Below are 15,186 nucleotides of genomic sequence, written 5' to 3'. Positions count from 1 at the left end.
CACGCTGCCGCGTGCGGCGCCTTATATAGAAGCGGCCGAACCGTCGTCAGGGGGCCGCGCGCACTTGGCGCGCGACGATCTCCATATAGTGAGCGAGATCCGGTGTCACCTTGCCTTCCTCCTTCGCCATGTCGTCCCAGCGGCGCAGGCGCAGCGCGTCCTCCGCGAACGGGCGCTGCAGGAACGCTGCCGTCTCCTCTTCACTGAAAATGCCGCCCTGCAACGCCAGACTGCGCACCGAGTCCGGCGACAGGCTCTCGAAGTAGCCGGCGTCCGTGCGGCACAGGCAGCGCTTCGCGTCGACGTGCAGCCGGATCGGCTCCAGCACCGCGTCGGCAAACAGCGGCCGCAGGAACGGCAGCACGTAATACTGATGCAGATCGTCGATCCCGCGCACGCTCGGCGTGTCGCCCTGACGATTCAGCAGATGGCCGAGGTCGTGCAGGAACGCAGCCGCGACCAGCGCTTCGTCCGCCCCGGATTGCTCCGCCAGCAATCCACTCTGCAGTGCATGTTCGAGCTGCGTGACCGGTTCGCCGCTATAGGCCACATGGCCATGCTCGCGATACAACCCGTGAATCTCTTCCACCGTCAACGCCATCCGTTTACTCCCAAGGCAGCGAAAACGTCTTCAGGTTCGTGAAGCTCTTCATCGCCTCCTGGACACCTTCCTTGTAACCGAGCCCCGAATCCTTGACTCCGCCGAACGGCGACAGCTCGATCCGGTAACCGGGCACTTCCCACACGTTCACCGTGCCAACGTTCAGTTCGTTCACGAACCGCACGACCGCCGCCGTGCTGTCCGTACAGACGCCCGACGACAACCCGAATGCCGTGCCGTTGCTGATCCGGATCGCATCGTCGATCGTGTCGAACGCGATGACGGGCGACACCGGCCCGAAGGTCTCCTCGCGCACGATCGTCATCGACGGATCGACGTTGTCGATTACGGTCGGCGCATACAGCGCGCCGCGCCGCACATTGCCGGTCAGCAGACGCGCGCCCCGCGCAACCGCCTCGTTCACGCGCGTCTCGAACAGTCGCGCCGCCGCCTCGTCGATCACCGTGCCCATTTCGTTCGCGGAATCGAACGGATCGCCGTATCTCCATGCGCGCGTCTTCTCGACGAGCAATTCGGTGAATGCGGGCGCGATCGAGCGCTGCACCAGCATCCGCTTGACGGCCGTGCAGCGCTGGCCCGAATTCCGGTACGAGCCGAGCACCGCCAGCGATGCCGCGCGGTCGAGATCGGCATCGGCGAGGACGATCAGCGGATCGTTGCCGCCCAGCTCCAGCACAATGCGCCGGTAACCGGCCCGCGCGGCAATCGCCTTGCCGATCGCGACGCCGCCCGTGAACGTGATCAGCGACGCATGCGGATGCGTGACGAGTTCGTCCGCGATCTCGGCCGGCGCGCCGGTCAGCACCTGCAGCATCGGCTCGGGCAGACCGGCCTCGTAGAGCAGGTCGGCCAGATAGAACGCCGACAGCGGCACCTTCTCCGACGGCTTCACGATCACGCGGTTGTTGGTCGCGATCGCCGGCGCGATCTTGTGCGCGACCTGGTTCATCGGATGATTGAACGGCGTGATCGCGACGATCACGCCGCCGAGCGGCTGGCGCTGCGAGAACACGCGCCGTGTCTTGCCGTGGGGCGTCAGGTCGCACGAGAAACTCTGCGCGTCGTCGCGCAACGCCTCGGCCGCCGCGAACTTCAGCACGTCGGCCACCCGGCCGATCTCGTAGCGCGAATCCTGTTTCGACAACCCCGACTCGAGCGTGATCAGGTCGGAGGCTTCCTCGGTGCGCTCGCGCAGCAACGCAGCCGCCCGTTCGAGAATCTGCGAACGCGCGTAGCGCGTGAGCGTCGGCTGGTAGGCCATCGCGTAATCGAACGCCGCGCGCACGTCGTCGACGCTGGCGAGCGGCGCGGTGCCGACGCGTGTGCCCGTGTACGGATCCGTGACGTCGAGCGTGCGCTCGCGCATCGCGCGCGTGCCGCACCAGCGCAACGCTTCGGCACGAAACGACGGATGATCCTGCCGCGGATGCGCCATCATGTCGCGATCCGGTTCAGCACGAAATCGAACACGTCGAAGTTGCGCGGGCGACGGGCGGGATCGTCCCGCTCGATACGGCGATTGAACAGCAGCGGCACTTCCTGCTCGGACACGCCGCCATGCGAACGCAACGGCACCGTGAGGCCCGACAGGTCGTGTTCGCGCTCGCGGGTGCCGAGCGTCATGTCGCGGCGGCCGATCACGACGAGATCGCCGATCCGGTCGGGCGGCAGTTCGAAACGTGCGGCGGCTTCCGCGTTGTCGAGCACGAGCTCGACGCCGTCGAGGCCGCCGACGCGCCACATCGCGTCGGCCCGGTCGACGCCCGGCGCCAGGTAGATCGTCGCGAACGAACCGAGCGCACCGTGATGCACGACGTACGGATCGGTAATCGGCAGGATCACGCGCGCAGCCTGCGCGCCGTACCAGCCATCGAACGCATCCTGCAGATAGATCACGTTCGGCCGGCCCGTCGCCGGATCGTGCTTCGCGTTCATCCCGTGGTCCGCCGTGAGGCCGATCGCCCAGCCGAGCGCGTCGAGCAGCGCGAGGTAGCCGTCCATCATCGCGTAGAACGCGTTCGCGCCGGCACTGCCCGGCTCGCATTTGTGCTGCACGTAGTCGGTGGTCGACAGGTACATCAGGTCGACCTGCCGCGTCTGCGCGAGCCGTACGCCGGCCGCGAACACGAATTCCGACAACGCCGCGCTGTATACGTCCGGCGACGGCAGGCCGACCCAGTCGAGCACGTCGACGATCCCGTTTTCCGCGAGATTGGCCTGCGCGGCCTTCTCGGCCGAAAAGCAGATGCCGTTCAGCCGCCAGCCGAGCAGCCGGCGCAGCTTGTCCTTCGCGGTGACGACGGCCACCCGCGCACCGGCATCGGACGCCGCCGCGAGCAGCGTGCCGGCGCGCAGGTAGGCCGGGTCGTTCATCATGACTTCGGCGCCGCGCCCGCCGTCAGCAGCAGGATCCCAGAAATAGTTGCCGCAGATCCCGTGGACCGACGGCGGCACGCCGCAAACGATCGACAGGTTGTTCGGGTTGGTGAAGGTCGGCACGACGCAATCGGCACGCCACGCGGTGCCTTGCTCGATCATCCGGCCGATGAACGGCGCGACGCCCGCTTCCACCGCGCGTTCGAGATAGTCGTACTCGCAGCCATCGACACAGGCGACGACGGTCGGCTCGACCGGCAACCGGTAGCGTCGGCCGTTGACGTCGATCGAGCGTCCCGCGAGATTCGTCGACCCGTTGCCAGCGGCTGCTTGCTCGCCGGGGCGCCGCAACGCGAACGCGGCGTTCATGATGCCGCCCGCTTGCCGCGCGGCACGCGCACGGCGATCAGCAGCAGCGCCGCGAGCGACGCGCCGAGCATCAGCAGCGACAGCGCCGATGCCGGCAGGTAATAGCCGCGCTCCACTTGCCCGATCACGACGATCGGCACGGTCGCGAAGCCGGGCGGATACACCGTCAGCGTCGCGCCGAGTTCGCCGAGCGACAGCGCGAAGCCGAGCGCGAGGCTCGCGCGCAGCGCCGGCACGAGCTGCGGCAGCAGCACGCGGCGCAGCACCATCGCGGGCGGCGCACCGAGGCTCGCGGCGGCTTCGCGCAGCACGGTCAGCTCCGGACGCAGCGCGGCGGCCGCGCAGCGATAGCAGAACGGCAATATCAGCGCGAGCTGCACCAGCACGACGATCGCCGCGGAGCTCGACAGGTCGAGCGGCTTCTGGTGATACGCGATCAGCACCGCGAGGCCGAGCACGACGCTCGGCACGCCGTTCGGCACCATCACGAGCGCGTCGACGAGCGCGCCGAGGCCGCGCCGGTCGCGCCCTTCGAGCGCGAGCGCCAGCCACAGCCCGAGGATCGTGCCGAGAACCGACACGCCGAAGCCGATTTCGAGGCTCGTCAGCAGCGCGTCGTATTCCGGCGACCCGAGCCGCTCGAACCAGCGCAGGCTGTAGCCGGCCGGCAAAATCGTGCCCGACCACTGCGTCGACACGCTCGACAGCGCGACGACGATCACCGGCAGCACGAACAGCCAGAAGCACGCGAACGCGGCCAGCGCGAGCGCGGTGCGCGACGCATGCTTGAGCAGCGTGTCGGTCCAGCCGATCGGGTGACGCGGCACGGCGTGCCCGATACGGAATTCAGCGGACATCGTTCCCTCCCGTCGCGCGCCGGTTCACCCGGCGATAAACCGCATACAGCGCCAGCGACAGCGACAACATCACGACCGCGCCGGCCGACGCGGTCGGCAGGTCGAGATCGACGGTCGCGCTGCTGTAAATCGCGACCGGCAGCGTGACGAGCCGCGCACTGCCGAGCACGAGCAGGATGCCAAACTCGTTCAGCGTCAGCAGGAAGCACAGCACGGTGCCGGCGGCGATGCCCGGCCATGCGATCGGCAGCACGACGCGGCGAGCGAGCATCCAGCCGGGCGCGCCGAGGCTGCGCGCGGCTTCGATCAGCCGCAGGTCGAGCGTCGCGAACGACGCGAGCGTCGGCCGCACGACGAACGGCGTGTAGAACACGGTCTGCGCGAGGATCACGCCGCCGATGCCGAACAGGAAGTCGAGCGGCGGATTCTCGAGATGGAACAGGTGCTGCAGCGCGATGCTGATCGAGCCTTGCGAGCCGTACAGGAAGATCAGCGTGAACGCGACGAGGAACGACGGAAACGCGACGTACAGTTCCAGGAAGCGCGTGACGAGCGACGCGCCCGGGAACGGCCTGAAGAACAGCAGTGCGGCCAGCAGCACGCCGAGCACCGACGCGGTGCCGGCGCTCGCGAACAGCACGCCGAGCGTCGTCAGCAGCACGTTGCGCGTGTCGGGATTGCCGAAGAAGGTCCGGTACGCGGCGAAACTCAGCCCGTGCCCGTGATCGCCCGACACGCTCAGCAGCACGAGCCGCACCAGCGGATAGACGACGAGCGGGCCGAGCACGACGATCGCGAGCGCGGCCAGGTGCAGGTCGCCCATTCGCCTGCGGCGCCGCGCGGCGGCGGCGTGTGCCGCAGCCGACGCGAGCACGTGCGGCGGCAGGCCGGCTTCAGGGCTCGATAAGGACGACATCGTCTGCCTCGCAATGCAGGGACACGCGCGCACCGCGCTCGGGCGCCGCGCCGCGGCCGCGTTGCATCGTCACGCGCACGGGCTCGTCGGGCGCCGCGTCGATCACGACCGCGATCGACAAGTCCGCGCCCTGCCATTCGACCGACGACACCGTGCCGTGCAGGCCGCCGGCCGCGGGCGGCATCACGGTCAGGCGCTCGGGGCGCACGCACGCGACCTTGCCGCGTATCTCGTGACGCGGATCGCCGAGCGGGAAGATCACGTGCGGCGGCAGCAGGTTCGCCGGGCCGAGATAGCGCGCGACGTAGCCGTCGCGCGGTGCGTCGTACAGCTGCTGCGGCGTGCCGAGCTGCGCGATGCGGCCATCGCGCATCAGCAGCGCGCGGTCGGACAGCACGAGCGCGTCGTCGCGGTCGTGCGTCACGCAGACGACGGTCAGGTTCGGCAGGCGCTCGTGCAGCGCCTTCAGTTCGCTGCGCACCGACGCGCGCAGGTTCGCGTCGAGCGCCGACAGCGGCTCGTCGAGCAGCAGCACGTCGGGCTCGATCACGAGCGCGCGCGCCAGCGCGACGCGCTGCTGCATCCCGCCGGACAACTGCGCGGGCAGATGGTGGCCCGCATCGCCGAGTTGCACGAGCTTCAGCGCATCGGCGACGCGGCGCGTCACTTCCGACGACGCCATCCCGCGTGCGCGCAGCCCGAATGCGACGTTCTCGAACACCGACAGGTGCGGGAACAACGCGTAATTCTGGAACAGCAGACCGAGGTTGCGCTTGTGCGGCGGCGCATAGGTCAGGTCGCGGCCGGCCACGGTCAGCGTGCCGGTCAGGCCGTCGGCCTTCACGAATCCGGCGATGAAGCGCAGCAGCGTGGTCTTGCCGCAGCCGCTCTTGCCGAGCACGGTCAGAAATTCGCCGGCGCCGATCGACAGCGACAGATCTTCGAGCACCGTGCGTGCGCCGTAGCGCACGCTCAGGTGTTGGATCTGCACGCCGCCCGGCACGCCGGACCGCAGCGTCGCGTGCGGTTCGGCGGCGCCGAATGCGCCGGGATGGGTCAGGGCGGTATCCAACGGGTTCATCCTCTTGCTCGCTGATACAGGCGGCGTGCGCCGGTCACTTCGGCTTGACGACGTCGAGCTGCTTGCCCGAGCTGCCGATCACGTCCTTCTTCCAGCGCTCGATCCATTCCGGCTTCTTCGCCATCACGTGAGTCCAGTCGACCGGGATCAGATTCACGCCCGCGATCGCCTTCTTGACCGCTTCGCCGTTCTTGCCGGCCAGCGGCACGTCGGTGCGGCCCGGGATGCCGTACATGTCCGGTACCTTCGACTGCACGTCCGTCGACATCAGGTAGTCGATCAGCTTCCTGCCGGCGTCCTGGTTCGGGCCGCTCTTGATCAGGCCGATGCCGTACGGCAGCTGGAACGTGGTCGGCCGGTCGCCGTCCTTCGCGGCCAGGAAGATCGGCTTGACGGACAGCGCGCCGTGTTCGGCGTCGTCGAGATCCATCTGCAGATCGCCGTTCGCGACGCTGATCTCGTTGCGCGACAGCAGCACGTTCAGGTAGCCCGTGCCCTTCGTGTGGAACTTCACGCTCTGCGACAGCTTCGCGAGGTAGTCGAATGCCTTGTCCTCGCCCATCAGCGACGTCGTCAGGATCAGCACGGCCATCCCGTCACCGGCCGTGGCCGGGTTCGAGTACGCGACCTTGCCGGCGTAGGCCGGCGCGAGCAGGTCGGCGAACGTCTTCGGCTGGTTCTTCACGACGTCCGGATTGATCGCGAACGAGAAGTAGTTGTTGACGAAGGTCGCCCACGTGCCGTCCTCGGCCTTCGCGATGGCCGGCACGTTCTTGTAGTTCACGCTCTGGTACGGCTGCAGCAGGCCCATCTGGCCGGCTTGCTGGATGAACGGCGGCAGCGTGACGATCACGTCGGCCTTCGGGGAATTCTTCTCGATGTTCGCGCGGTTCACCACCTCGCCGCTGCCCGCCGTCACGATGTTGACCTTCACGCCTTCCTTCTTCTCGAAAGCCGGCAGCACATCGCGATAGAGGTTCTCGAGGCCGTCCGCCGTGTACAGCACGACCGCATTCGCCGCCTGCGCCGGCATCGCGGCGCCTTGCAGCAGACCGGCGGCGCAGGCGGCCAGCGCGAGCTTGCGGAATGCGCCGGCGGCGGCGCGCGAGGGTTTCTGCAGTGTCATCTCACTTCTCCGTAGGCGGAACACCAAACGGCCGGGGCACGATCCGGCTCTCCTGTTGTCTTCGGGCAGGCCGCTGAACGGCCGCCGCGCTACCGCGCTCGGGCTGGGTGTCGCGCGGCAACCGAAGGATCACAGCGTTCGATGACAAAGCCGTGACGAATGCCATAATTTCCAAAAAATGACACATTTTGCCACTATCATGCAAGTCATCGAGAAATGCCGCCCGGCGTTCCGTTCGCCCTTTGCTGGAGACAAAAGCCATGCCCGACCCGATTCTGCTCACGCCCGGCCCGCTCACCACGTCCGCCACAACACGCCACGCAATGCAACATGACTGGGGGTCGTGGGACGCCGCTTTCAATCAACTGACGGCCAGCGTCTGCGCGGATCTCGTCGCCATCGCGCAGGGCGGCGACGCGTACGTGTGCGTGCCGATGCAGGGCAGCGGCACGTTCTCGGTCGAAGCCGCGCTCGGCACGCTGGTGCCGCGCGACGGCGTCGTGCTGGTGCCCGACAACGGCGCGTATTGCGCGCGCATCCTGAAGATCCTCGGCCGGCTCGGCATCGAAGCGATCGCGTTGCCGTTCGGCGAGGACGCGGCCGTCGACACGGCGGCCGTCGAGGCCGCGTTCGCGCGCGAGCCGCGCATCACGCACGTCGCGCTCGTGCACCTGGAAACGAGCGCCGGGATCCTGAATCCGCTCGATGCGATCGCGGCCGCATGCCGGCAGCACGGCAAGCGGCTGATCGTCGATGCGATGAGTTCGTTCGGCGCGCTGCCGATCGCGCTGGCGGGCAGCGACATCGACGCGCTGATCTCGGCCAGCGGCAAATGCCTGGAAGGCGTGCCGGGGATGGGATTCGCGATCGTGCGGCGCGACGCGCTCGACGCGAGCGAAGGCAACGCGCGGTCGCTCGCGCTCGATCTCCACGATCAGTACGCGTATCTGCGCAAGACGGGGCAATGGCGCTTCACGCCGCCGACGCACGTGATTGCCGCGCTACGTGCCGCGCTCGACCAGTACCTCGCCGAAGGCGGCCAGCCGGCGCGCGGTGCGCGCTATGCGGAGAACTGCCGGACGCTCGTCGAATCGATGCGCGCGCTCGGCTTCGTGCCGTTCCTCGACGCGAGCGTGCAGGCGCCGGTGATCGTCACGTTTCACGCGCCCGACCATCCGGCCTACGATTTCCGCCGCTTCTACGACGCGGTGAGGGATGCGGGCTTCATCCTGTATCCGGGCAAGCTCACGCGGCTCGAGACGTTCCGCGTCGGCTGCATCGGCGCGATCGATGCGGGCGATATCCGGCGTGCGGTCGCGGCGATCGCCGCTGCGGTCGAATCGCTCGCCATCGCGATGCAGCACGCATGAAGTGGCGTACATGCCCGCCCGCCCGCCGGCGCACGCAAACAAAAAAGCCCGGCGGCCGACTGGCCGCCGGGCGAACGCACCGTGTGTGCGGGGAACGGGTGCTTACAGCTCGATCCGCTTGATGTCGCCGACGACGAAGATGTACGACAGCGCACCAACCAGCGCGATCACGCCGATGAACACGAGCGCGCCGACGAACGAGCCGGTCGATGCGACGATGAAGCCGACGACGAGCGGCGTGATGATGCCCGCGAGGTTCGCCGCGAAGTTGAAGATGCCGCCCGTCACGCCGAGCAGGCCGTCCGGTGCGATATCCGACACGAGCGTCCAGCCGAGCGCGGCCATGCCCTGCGCGAAGAATGCGACCGACATGATCGCGATCACCGCTTCGTTGCTCTGCACGTAGTTCGCGAGAATGATCGTCGACGCGAGCAGCAGGCCCGCGATGATCGGCAGCTTGCGTGCGAGGTTCGCAGACTTGCCGCGGCGCAGCAGCCAGTCGGAGAAGATCCCGCCGAACATCACGCCGACCGACGCGGCGATGAACGGCATCACCGCGAAGAAGCCGATCTTCAGCCAGCCCATGTGGCGCTCGGTTGCCAGATAGGTCGGGAACCAGGTCAGGAAGAACACGAGCGTCGAGTTGCCGGCGAACTGGCCGAGGCAGATGCCCGCGAGCTGGCGCTTCTTCACCAGTTGGCCGACCATCGACCAGCTGAACTTCGGCTGCTCGGCCTTGCCGCTCTTGGCGTCGGTCTTGCGCACGCCGTGCACGAGGCCGCCGCCCGCTTCGATGTACGCGAGTTCCTCCGAGTTCGCGCCCGGATGGTTGCGCGGCTCGTGATAGAACTTCCACCAGACGAGGCCGAACGCGATGCCGACCGCGCCCACGACCCAGAACAGCGAGCGCCAGCCGAACGCGCCCATCAGCGCGAACAGCACGGGGCTGAAGAACGCGAGGCCGATGTATTCGCCGACGGTATAGGTGCCGGTCGCCATCGCGCGTTCGTTCTGCGGAAACCACGTCGCGACGACGCGGCTGTTGGTCGGGAAGCATGGCGCTTCCGTCACGCCGAGGCCCAGCCGGCACGCGAGCAACGTCGCGACGCCCGGCACGAAGCCTTGCAGGAACGTGCACAGCGACCACAGCGTCATCGACCAGTAATAGGTGACCTTGCTGCCGAAGCGGTCGAGGAACAGGCCGCCGGGCACCTGCATCGCCACGTACGTCCACGAAAACGCGGAGAACATGATGCCCATCACGGCCGCGTTGATGCCGAGCTCCTTGGTGAGCTGCGGCGCAGCCACGCCCAGCACGGTGCGGTCGAGATAATTGATCATCGTGCCGATCGCGAGCAGCGCGAGGATCTTGTAGCGCGCCGACGTGCGCCGGACCGTGCCGGCCGCCTGCGCCGGCGCGGCGCTCGTGTGGGTAGTGTGCTGCATGGTCGTCTCCTGGTCTCTTTCTGTGTCTGTAAGGGGGTCAGCGCGCGACGAGCGACTGAAAGTGATCGAACATCCGCTCGGCGTCGGGCGTGCGCCCGGTGAAGAGCTCGAACGCGTCGACGGCCTGGTACACGGCCATCCCGCCGCCCGGCAGCGTCGCGCAGCCGGCCGCGCGCGCGGCGTGGATCAGTTCGGTTTCGAGCGGGAAATACACGATGTCGGCCACCCACATGCCCGCATGCAGCAGCTCGGCCGGCAGCGGCAGGCCCGGATGCTTGGCCATGCCGGTCGGCGTGCAGTGGATCAGGCCGGTCGCCGCGCGCATCGCGGCGGCGAGATCGCTGCCCGGCGTGACGCGGGCGGCGGGGAAGCGCTGCTGCAATTCGCCCGCCAGCGCGGTGGCGCGCGTGCCGTCGACGTCGAAAATCGTCAGTTCGGCCGCGCCCATCTGCAGCGCCGCGTGCGCGACGGCCGCGCCCGCGCCGCCCGCGCCGAGCTGGACGACGCGTTCGAGCGACGCGCCGGGCAGCCCACGGCTAAACGATTTCGCGAAGCCCGACCAGTCGGTGTTGTGGCCGATCCGCTTGCCGTCCTTGAACAGCACGGTATTCACCGCGCCGAGCGCACGCGCGTCGTCCGACAGCGCGTCGAGGTGCTCGATCACGCGCTGCTTGCACGGGTGCGTGATGTTCAGCCCGTTGTAGCCCATCCGCTGCGCGGCATCGAGCAGTTGCGGCAGCGCGTCGGCGGTCACGCCGAGCACGTCGAGATCGAGGCGCCGGTACACGTAGCCGAAGCCCTGGCGGAACCCCTCTTCCTCGTGCATCGCGGGCGACAGCGAACCGCCGATGCCCTGGCCGATCAGGCCGATCAGGAACGACGGGCGGCTCATCGTGCGGCTCCCTTCGCGAACACCGTCGCCAGGCGCTGCAGCGCGAACACGTAGCCTTCGGTACCGCAGCCGCAGATCACGGCTTCGGCGAGCGCCGACACATACGAATGGTGACGGAACGCCTCGCGGCGATGGACGTTCGAGATATGCACTTCGATCACCGGCTTCGCGATCGCGGAAAGCGCGTCGGCCAGCGCCACCGACGTATGCGTATACGCGGCCGGGTTGATCACGATGCCGTGCGTGTCGTGACGCGCGGCGTGCAGCCAGTCGATCAGCTGATGCTCGGCATTCGACTGGCGAAAGTCGATTTCCAGCCCGAGCCCTTCCCCCGCCGTGCGGCAGCGCTGCTCGAGATCGGCGAGCGTTTCCGCGCCGTAGATATGGGGCTCGCGCGTGCCCAACAGATTCAGGTTCGGGCCGTTCAGCACCAGTACCTTGTGCTTGCTCATCGTGTTTCTGCTCCTGAAACAGGGGCGGACCACGATCGGCGCCGCCCCGAAGACATCGGAATTTGGCGCTAGTGTGCGCCCGTGCAAGCGGGCTGTCTTTCCGGGTTTTCGCTAATTTGTACCATCTAGTTAGTTTGTACAATACGGATGACTAGCCCAGTAAATTCGGGATATGGCGCCCGCGCCGAACTCAACGACTGGTTCATTCAGGGTCGGTTCGGCACGGTCGGTTAGACACGGTCGGTTAGACCGGCGTCATGCCCCGCTCATCCGCAGGAATCGCCCCATGCAGCGCTCGATCGCCACCGTGTCACTGTCCGGCACGCTCGCCGAGAAGCTCGCCGCCGTCCAGGCCGCGGGCTTCGACGGCGTCGAAATCTTCGAAAACGACCTCGTCTACTTCGACGGATCGCCGGCCGACGTCCGGCGCATGGCCGCCGATCTCGGCCTCGACATCGTGCTGTTCCAGCCGTTTCGCGACTTCGAGGGCGTGAGCGCGGCCCAGCTCGCGCGCAATCTCGACCGGATCAAGCGCAAGTTCGACGTGATGCATGCGCTCGGCACCGATCGCATCCTCGTCTGCAGCAGCGTGGCGGCCGATACGATCGCCGACGACGGGTTGCTCGTCGACCAGCTCGGCGTGCTCGCCGAAGCCGCGCGGCAGGCCGGCGTGGTGGCCGCGTACGAAGCGCTCGCGTGGGGCCGCGTCGTGAAGCGGTACGGCCACGCGTGGAAGCTCGTGAACGCGGTGAACAGCCCGCACCTCGGCCTCGCGCTCGACAGCTTCCACACGCTGTCGCTCGACGATTCGCCGGACGGGATCGCCGACATCCCCGGCGACCGGATCGCCTTCGTGCAGATCGCCGACGCGCCGAAGCTCGTGATGGACGTGATCGAATGGAGTCGCCACTACCGCTCGTTCCCCGGCCAGGGCGACTTCGACCTGGCGCGCTTCACTGCGCGCGTGATCGAGTCGGGCTATACGGGGCCGCTATCGCTGGAGATCTTCAACGATGGCTTCCGCGCGGCGCCGACCGCGCTCACGGCCGCCGACGGCCATCGCTCGCTGCTCTATCTGGAAGACCTGACGCGTGCGCGGCTCGCCCAGGAGGGCCGCGCGCCGACCGCCAGCCAGCCGCTGTTCGCACCGCCCGCGCCGCCCGCGCACGTCGGGTTCCAGTTCATCGAATTCGCGGTCGACGCGCAGGCGGCGGCGACCGTCGGCGAATGGCTCGGCCGGATGCGCTTCCGGCTCGCCGGCCGGCATCGCTCGAAGGACGTGACGCTGTTCCAGCACGGCGCTGCATCGATCGTGCTGAACGCCGAGCGCGACTCGTTCGCCGATGCGTTCTTCCAGCAGCACGGGCTGTCGCTGTGCGCGTCGGCGTTCCGCGTCGACGACGCGAAAGTGGCGTTCGAACGCGCGGCAGGCTTCGGCTACGCGCCGTTCTCGGGCCAGGTCGGGCCGAACGAGCGCGTGCTGCCGAGCGTGAAGGCGCCGGACGGCAGCCTCGAATATTTCGTCGACGAAGCGCCGGATGCGCCGACGCTGTATGAATCGGACTTCGTGCTGACCGACATCGACGGCCCCACCGAAGTCGGCCCGCTGACGGGTATCGACCATGTGTGCCTCGCGCTGCCGGCCGACGCGCTCGACACGTGGATCCTGTTCTTCAAGACGGCGTTCGGCTTCGACGCCGAGCGCAGCTGGCTCGTGCCCGACCCGTACGGGCTGATGCGCAGCCGCGCGGTACGCAGCGCCGACGGCTCGGTGCGGATCGCGCTGAACGCGTCGGTCGACCGTCATACGGCCGTCGCCGAATCGCTCGACCGCTACCACGGCACCGGGCTGAACCACGTCGCGTTCCGCACGGACGACATCGTGAAGACGGTCGCCGCGTTCGCGGCCGACGGCGTCCCGTTCCTGCGCATTCCGGCCAACTACTACGACGATCTCGCCGCGCGCTATGCGCTACCGGACGAACTGATCGACACGCTGAGCGCGCATCACCTGCTCTACGACCGCGACGAGGACGGCGGCGAATTCCTGCATGCGTATACGGAACTGGTCGACAACCGCTTCTCGCTCGAGATCGTCGAGCGGCGCGGCGGGTATGACGGCTACGGCGCGGCGAACGCGGCCGTGCGGCTTGCGGCGCAGGCGCAGCGGCGGAAATAAGGACGAGAGAAGTTCGGGGCCGGAGCGCACTCGCGATTCGGCGATCGATTGGACCGCGCGATCTCGCCGCGCGCCATCGTCGCACATCGGGCAGCCAGGTACCGGCCTGCGCGGTCGGCCGCGGCCATGCCGGAACCCGCGCGCCGCCCGCCGTTACATCCCGTAACCCGTACCGCGGTGCAGCATTGCGCCGCCCGCCCCGGTTTTAAGAATCGCTTAAGTCTTCGACGGCACCATCCGCAACCAGTACCCGATGGTTATCTCGAAAAGGAGGAAAGCGATGAGCGCCGTAGAAGCACCCGCGGGCCGCCCGGCCGCGCCCCCTGCAAAGAAGACGATGCTGCGCCGCCTGCTCAGTCATCATGAAATCGCGACGTTGCTCGTGCTGCTGCATGCACCGATCGGCGCGAACGCCAAACCCGAATTGCCCGCGCTGCAGGAAGCCGGCCTCGTCGAAATGGTCAAGCTCGACCCCGATACGAGCCCGAGCTTCCGGCTGACCGAAGACGGCACGGCCGTCCTGAAAGGGCTCGGCTACCGCTGAGCCAGCGCTTCACCCTTTCCCGTTTCCCCGCCTTACCCCGCCTTACCCCGATCCCTGTGACGCGCCGGCCGCCCCGGCGAGTCGCGTCACCCTGCCCGCTCCTGCAGCATCAACCGGTATTCCGTCGGCGTCACGCCGACCGTCGCCTTGAACTGGCGCGTGAACGCGCTGTGATCCGTATAGCCGCATAGCGCGGCGACGTCGGTCACCTTGTCGTGCGTGACGAGCAGCGCGGTGGCCGCGTCGAGCCGCGTCTTCAGCAGCACCTGGCGCGGCGTCAGGTGGAACACCTTGTGGAAGTAGCGTTCGAGCTGCGCGACCGACATCCCGGCCATCTGCGCGAGCTGCTTCAGGTTCAGCGGCTGCACGTAATGATCCTGGATGTGCTGGACCACGTCGGCGAGCCGGCTGTACGCCGGGTGCGATCCCTCGTGCGCCTTCAGGTCGCGCGAGATGCCGGCGAGGCCGACCACCCGGGCCGCGGCGTCGCGCAGCGGCTCCTTGCAGGTCAGGCACCAGCCCGGCTGGCGGCCCGGATACAGGTGCAGCTCGAGCTGATCCATCAACTGCTGGCCGGCGTTGATCGTCGCCATGTCCTGCTCGAAATAGCTGCGGCCGAAGCGGCGCGGAAACACCTCGTCGGCCGTCTTGCCGAGCAGGTCGCGCTTGTCCTTGTAGCCGCAGCGCATCGCCAGCGTGCGATTGACGATCGCATAGCGGCCGCCCGCATCCTTCACGAAAAACGCGACGTCCGGCAGCGCATCGAACACCGGTTCGAGCAGGCGAAAATGCGCGAGCATCGCGCCGAAATCGGCGTTGTCGGGCTGGTAGCACATCGTATCGGACAGGCTCATGGGCGGTACGGCAAGCAAGGTCGTCATCCCGGCAACCGCGAAGCGAGTGGCAGATGGCGTCGATTATAGGAGCGCCCCTTCGATCGCGTCGCATCGAATGCG

The 15,186-nt window shown here is 67.9% G+C and carries 14 protein-coding genes; 3 read left to right on the top strand and 11 right to left on the bottom strand.

Translation table 11 applies throughout. The features are described from left to right. Positions 1 to 46 precede the first annotated feature (46 nt). The 7 genes from J8I33_RS08660 to phnS are packed head-to-tail and all read right to left on the bottom strand — an operon-like array spanning position 47 to position 7,347. The gene (locus tag J8I33_RS08660; RefSeq protein ID WP_089489797.1) at positions 47 to 601 is read right to left on the bottom strand and encodes a phosphonate degradation HD-domain oxygenase; all 555 of its coding nucleotides are present in this window, start codon (positions 599 to 601) and stop codon (positions 47 to 49) included. A 4-nt stretch (positions 602 to 605) separates the two neighbouring features. Beyond that, complete coding sequence (phnY, locus tag J8I33_RS08655) at positions 606 to 2,060, bottom strand: phosphonoacetaldehyde dehydrogenase (protein ID WP_089489798.1); 1,455 nt, start codon at positions 2,058 to 2,060, stop codon at positions 606 to 608. Next, a complete protein-coding gene (phnA, locus tag J8I33_RS08650; protein ID WP_089489799.1) occupies positions 2,057 to 3,367 on the bottom strand; it encodes a phosphonoacetate hydrolase in 1,311 nt (436 codons plus the stop codon). Before phnA ends, phnY begins: the two co-directional genes overlap by 4 nt. Further along, positions 3,364 to 4,224: a 2-aminoethylphosphonate ABC transport system, membrane component PhnV gene (gene phnV, locus J8I33_RS08645; protein ID WP_209934634.1), complete on the bottom strand. Its 861-nt coding sequence runs from the start codon at positions 4,222 to 4,224 to the stop codon at positions 3,364 to 3,366. The genes phnA and phnV overlap by 4 nt, the downstream gene beginning before the upstream one ends. Further along, positions 4,214 to 5,140: a 2-aminoethylphosphonate ABC transporter permease subunit gene (phnU, locus tag J8I33_RS08640; RefSeq protein WP_209925161.1), complete on the bottom strand. Its 927-nt coding sequence runs from the start codon at positions 5,138 to 5,140 to the stop codon at positions 4,214 to 4,216. Before phnU ends, phnV begins: the two co-directional genes overlap by 11 nt. Beyond that, positions 5,118 to 6,221 carry a 2-aminoethylphosphonate ABC transport system ATP-binding subunit PhnT gene (gene phnT / locus J8I33_RS08635; protein ID WP_209934631.1) on the bottom strand — a complete coding sequence of 368 codons (1,104 nt, stop codon included), beginning with the start codon at positions 6,219 to 6,221 and terminating at the stop codon, positions 5,118 to 5,120. The genes phnU and phnT overlap by 23 nt, the downstream gene beginning before the upstream one ends. Positions 6,222 to 6,255: 34 nt before the next feature. Continuing rightward, complete coding sequence (phnS, locus tag J8I33_RS08630; RefSeq protein ID WP_050017296.1) at positions 6,256 to 7,347, bottom strand: 2-aminoethylphosphonate ABC transporter substrate-binding protein; 1,092 nt, start codon at positions 7,345 to 7,347, stop codon at positions 6,256 to 6,258. Positions 7,348 to 7,607: 260 nt separating this feature from the next. Here phnS and J8I33_RS08625 point away from each other — a divergent pair, with 260 nt between their 5' ends. Further along, complete coding sequence (locus J8I33_RS08625; protein WP_209925157.1) at positions 7,608 to 8,717, top strand: 2-aminoethylphosphonate--pyruvate transaminase; 1,110 nt, start codon at positions 7,608 to 7,610, stop codon at positions 8,715 to 8,717. 102 nt (positions 8,718 to 8,819) lie between these two features. Here the strand turns inward: J8I33_RS08625 and J8I33_RS08620 are convergent, their stop codons facing one another. From J8I33_RS08620 to aroQ, 3 genes are read right to left on the bottom strand one after another with little or no spacing between them, the layout of a single operon-like run. After that, positions 8,820 to 10,163, bottom strand: coding sequence for an MFS transporter (locus tag J8I33_RS08620; RefSeq protein ID WP_050017298.1), 1,344 nt, complete (start codon positions 10,161 to 10,163; stop codon positions 8,820 to 8,822). A gap of 37 nt (positions 10,164 to 10,200) precedes the next feature. Further along, entirely contained in the window at positions 10,201 to 11,055 is an 855-nt protein-coding gene (locus J8I33_RS08615) for a shikimate dehydrogenase (RefSeq protein WP_050017299.1), read from the bottom strand. Further along, entirely contained in the window at positions 11,052 to 11,507 is a 456-nt protein-coding gene (gene aroQ, locus J8I33_RS08610; RefSeq protein WP_050017300.1) for a type II 3-dehydroquinate dehydratase, read from the bottom strand. Before aroQ ends, J8I33_RS08615 begins: the two co-directional genes overlap by 4 nt. Before the next feature lie 286 nt (positions 11,508 to 11,793). Between aroQ and J8I33_RS08605 the strand changes: the two genes are divergently transcribed. Then, positions 11,794 to 13,686: a sugar phosphate isomerase/epimerase and 4-hydroxyphenylpyruvate domain-containing protein gene (locus tag J8I33_RS08605; RefSeq protein ID WP_209925153.1), complete on the top strand. Its 1,893-nt coding sequence runs from the start codon at positions 11,794 to 11,796 to the stop codon at positions 13,684 to 13,686. 280 nt (positions 13,687 to 13,966) lie between these two features. Beyond that, positions 13,967 to 14,230, top strand: a complete 264-nt coding sequence (locus J8I33_RS08600) for a hypothetical protein (RefSeq protein WP_050017302.1) — start codon at positions 13,967 to 13,969, stop codon at positions 14,228 to 14,230. An 86-nt stretch (positions 14,231 to 14,316) separates the two neighbouring features. On the opposite strand, the gene J8I33_RS08595 is transcribed toward J8I33_RS08600, so the two are convergent. Continuing rightward, a complete protein-coding gene (locus tag J8I33_RS08595) occupies positions 14,317 to 15,111 on the bottom strand; it encodes an AraC family transcriptional regulator (RefSeq protein ID WP_209925152.1) in 795 nt (264 codons plus the stop codon). Positions 15,112 to 15,186: the final 75 nt, after the last annotated feature.

The organism is Burkholderia sp. AcTa6-5 (assembly GCF_017815075.1).
Lineage (GTDB): Bacteria > Pseudomonadota > Gammaproteobacteria > Burkholderiales > Burkholderiaceae > Burkholderia > Burkholderia sola.
The sequence above is the reverse complement of the archived record's forward strand: the minus strand, read 5'-3'. Positions and strand labels throughout refer to the sequence as shown.

Bases quoted from the DNA above. Each gene is read 5' to 3' on its own strand.
- phnA (WP_089489799.1), bottom strand. From the start codon at position 3,367: ATGAACGCCGCGTTCGCGTTGCGGCGCCCCGGCGAGCAAGCAGCCGCT.
- aroQ (WP_050017300.1), bottom strand. From the start codon at position 11,507: ATGAGCAAGCACAAGGTACTGGTGCTGAACGGCCCGAACCTGAATCTG.
- phnT (WP_209934631.1), bottom strand. From the start codon at position 6,221: ATGAACCCGTTGGATACCGCCCTGACCCATCCCGGCGCATTCGGCGCC.
- phnV (WP_209934634.1), bottom strand. From the start codon at position 4,224: ATGTCCGCTGAATTCCGTATCGGGCACGCCGTGCCGCGTCACCCGATC.
- phnU (WP_209925161.1), bottom strand. From the start codon at position 5,140: ATGTCGTCCTTATCGAGCCCTGAAGCCGGCCTGCCGCCGCACGTGCTC.
- J8I33_RS08605 (WP_209925153.1), top strand. From the start codon at position 11,794: ATGCAGCGCTCGATCGCCACCGTGTCACTGTCCGGCACGCTCGCCGAG.
- J8I33_RS08615 (WP_050017299.1), bottom strand. From the start codon at position 11,055: ATGAGCCGCCCGTCGTTCCTGATCGGCCTGATCGGCCAGGGCATCGGC.
- phnY (WP_089489798.1), bottom strand. From the start codon at position 2,060: ATGATGGCGCATCCGCGGCAGGATCATCCGTCGTTTCGTGCCGAAGCG.
- J8I33_RS08625 (WP_209925157.1), top strand. From the start codon at position 7,608: ATGCCCGACCCGATTCTGCTCACGCCCGGCCCGCTCACCACGTCCGCC.
- J8I33_RS08595 (WP_209925152.1), bottom strand. From the start codon at position 15,111: ATGACGACCTTGCTTGCCGTACCGCCCATGAGCCTGTCCGATACGATG.
- J8I33_RS08620 (WP_050017298.1), bottom strand. From the start codon at position 10,163: ATGCAGCACACTACCCACACGAGCGCCGCGCCGGCGCAGGCGGCCGGC.
- J8I33_RS08600 (WP_050017302.1), top strand. From the start codon at position 13,967: ATGAGCGCCGTAGAAGCACCCGCGGGCCGCCCGGCCGCGCCCCCTGCA.
- phnS (WP_050017296.1), bottom strand. From the start codon at position 7,347: ATGACACTGCAGAAACCCTCGCGCGCCGCCGCCGGCGCATTCCGCAAG.
- J8I33_RS08660 (WP_089489797.1), bottom strand. From the start codon at position 601: ATGGCGTTGACGGTGGAAGAGATTCACGGGTTGTATCGCGAGCATGGC.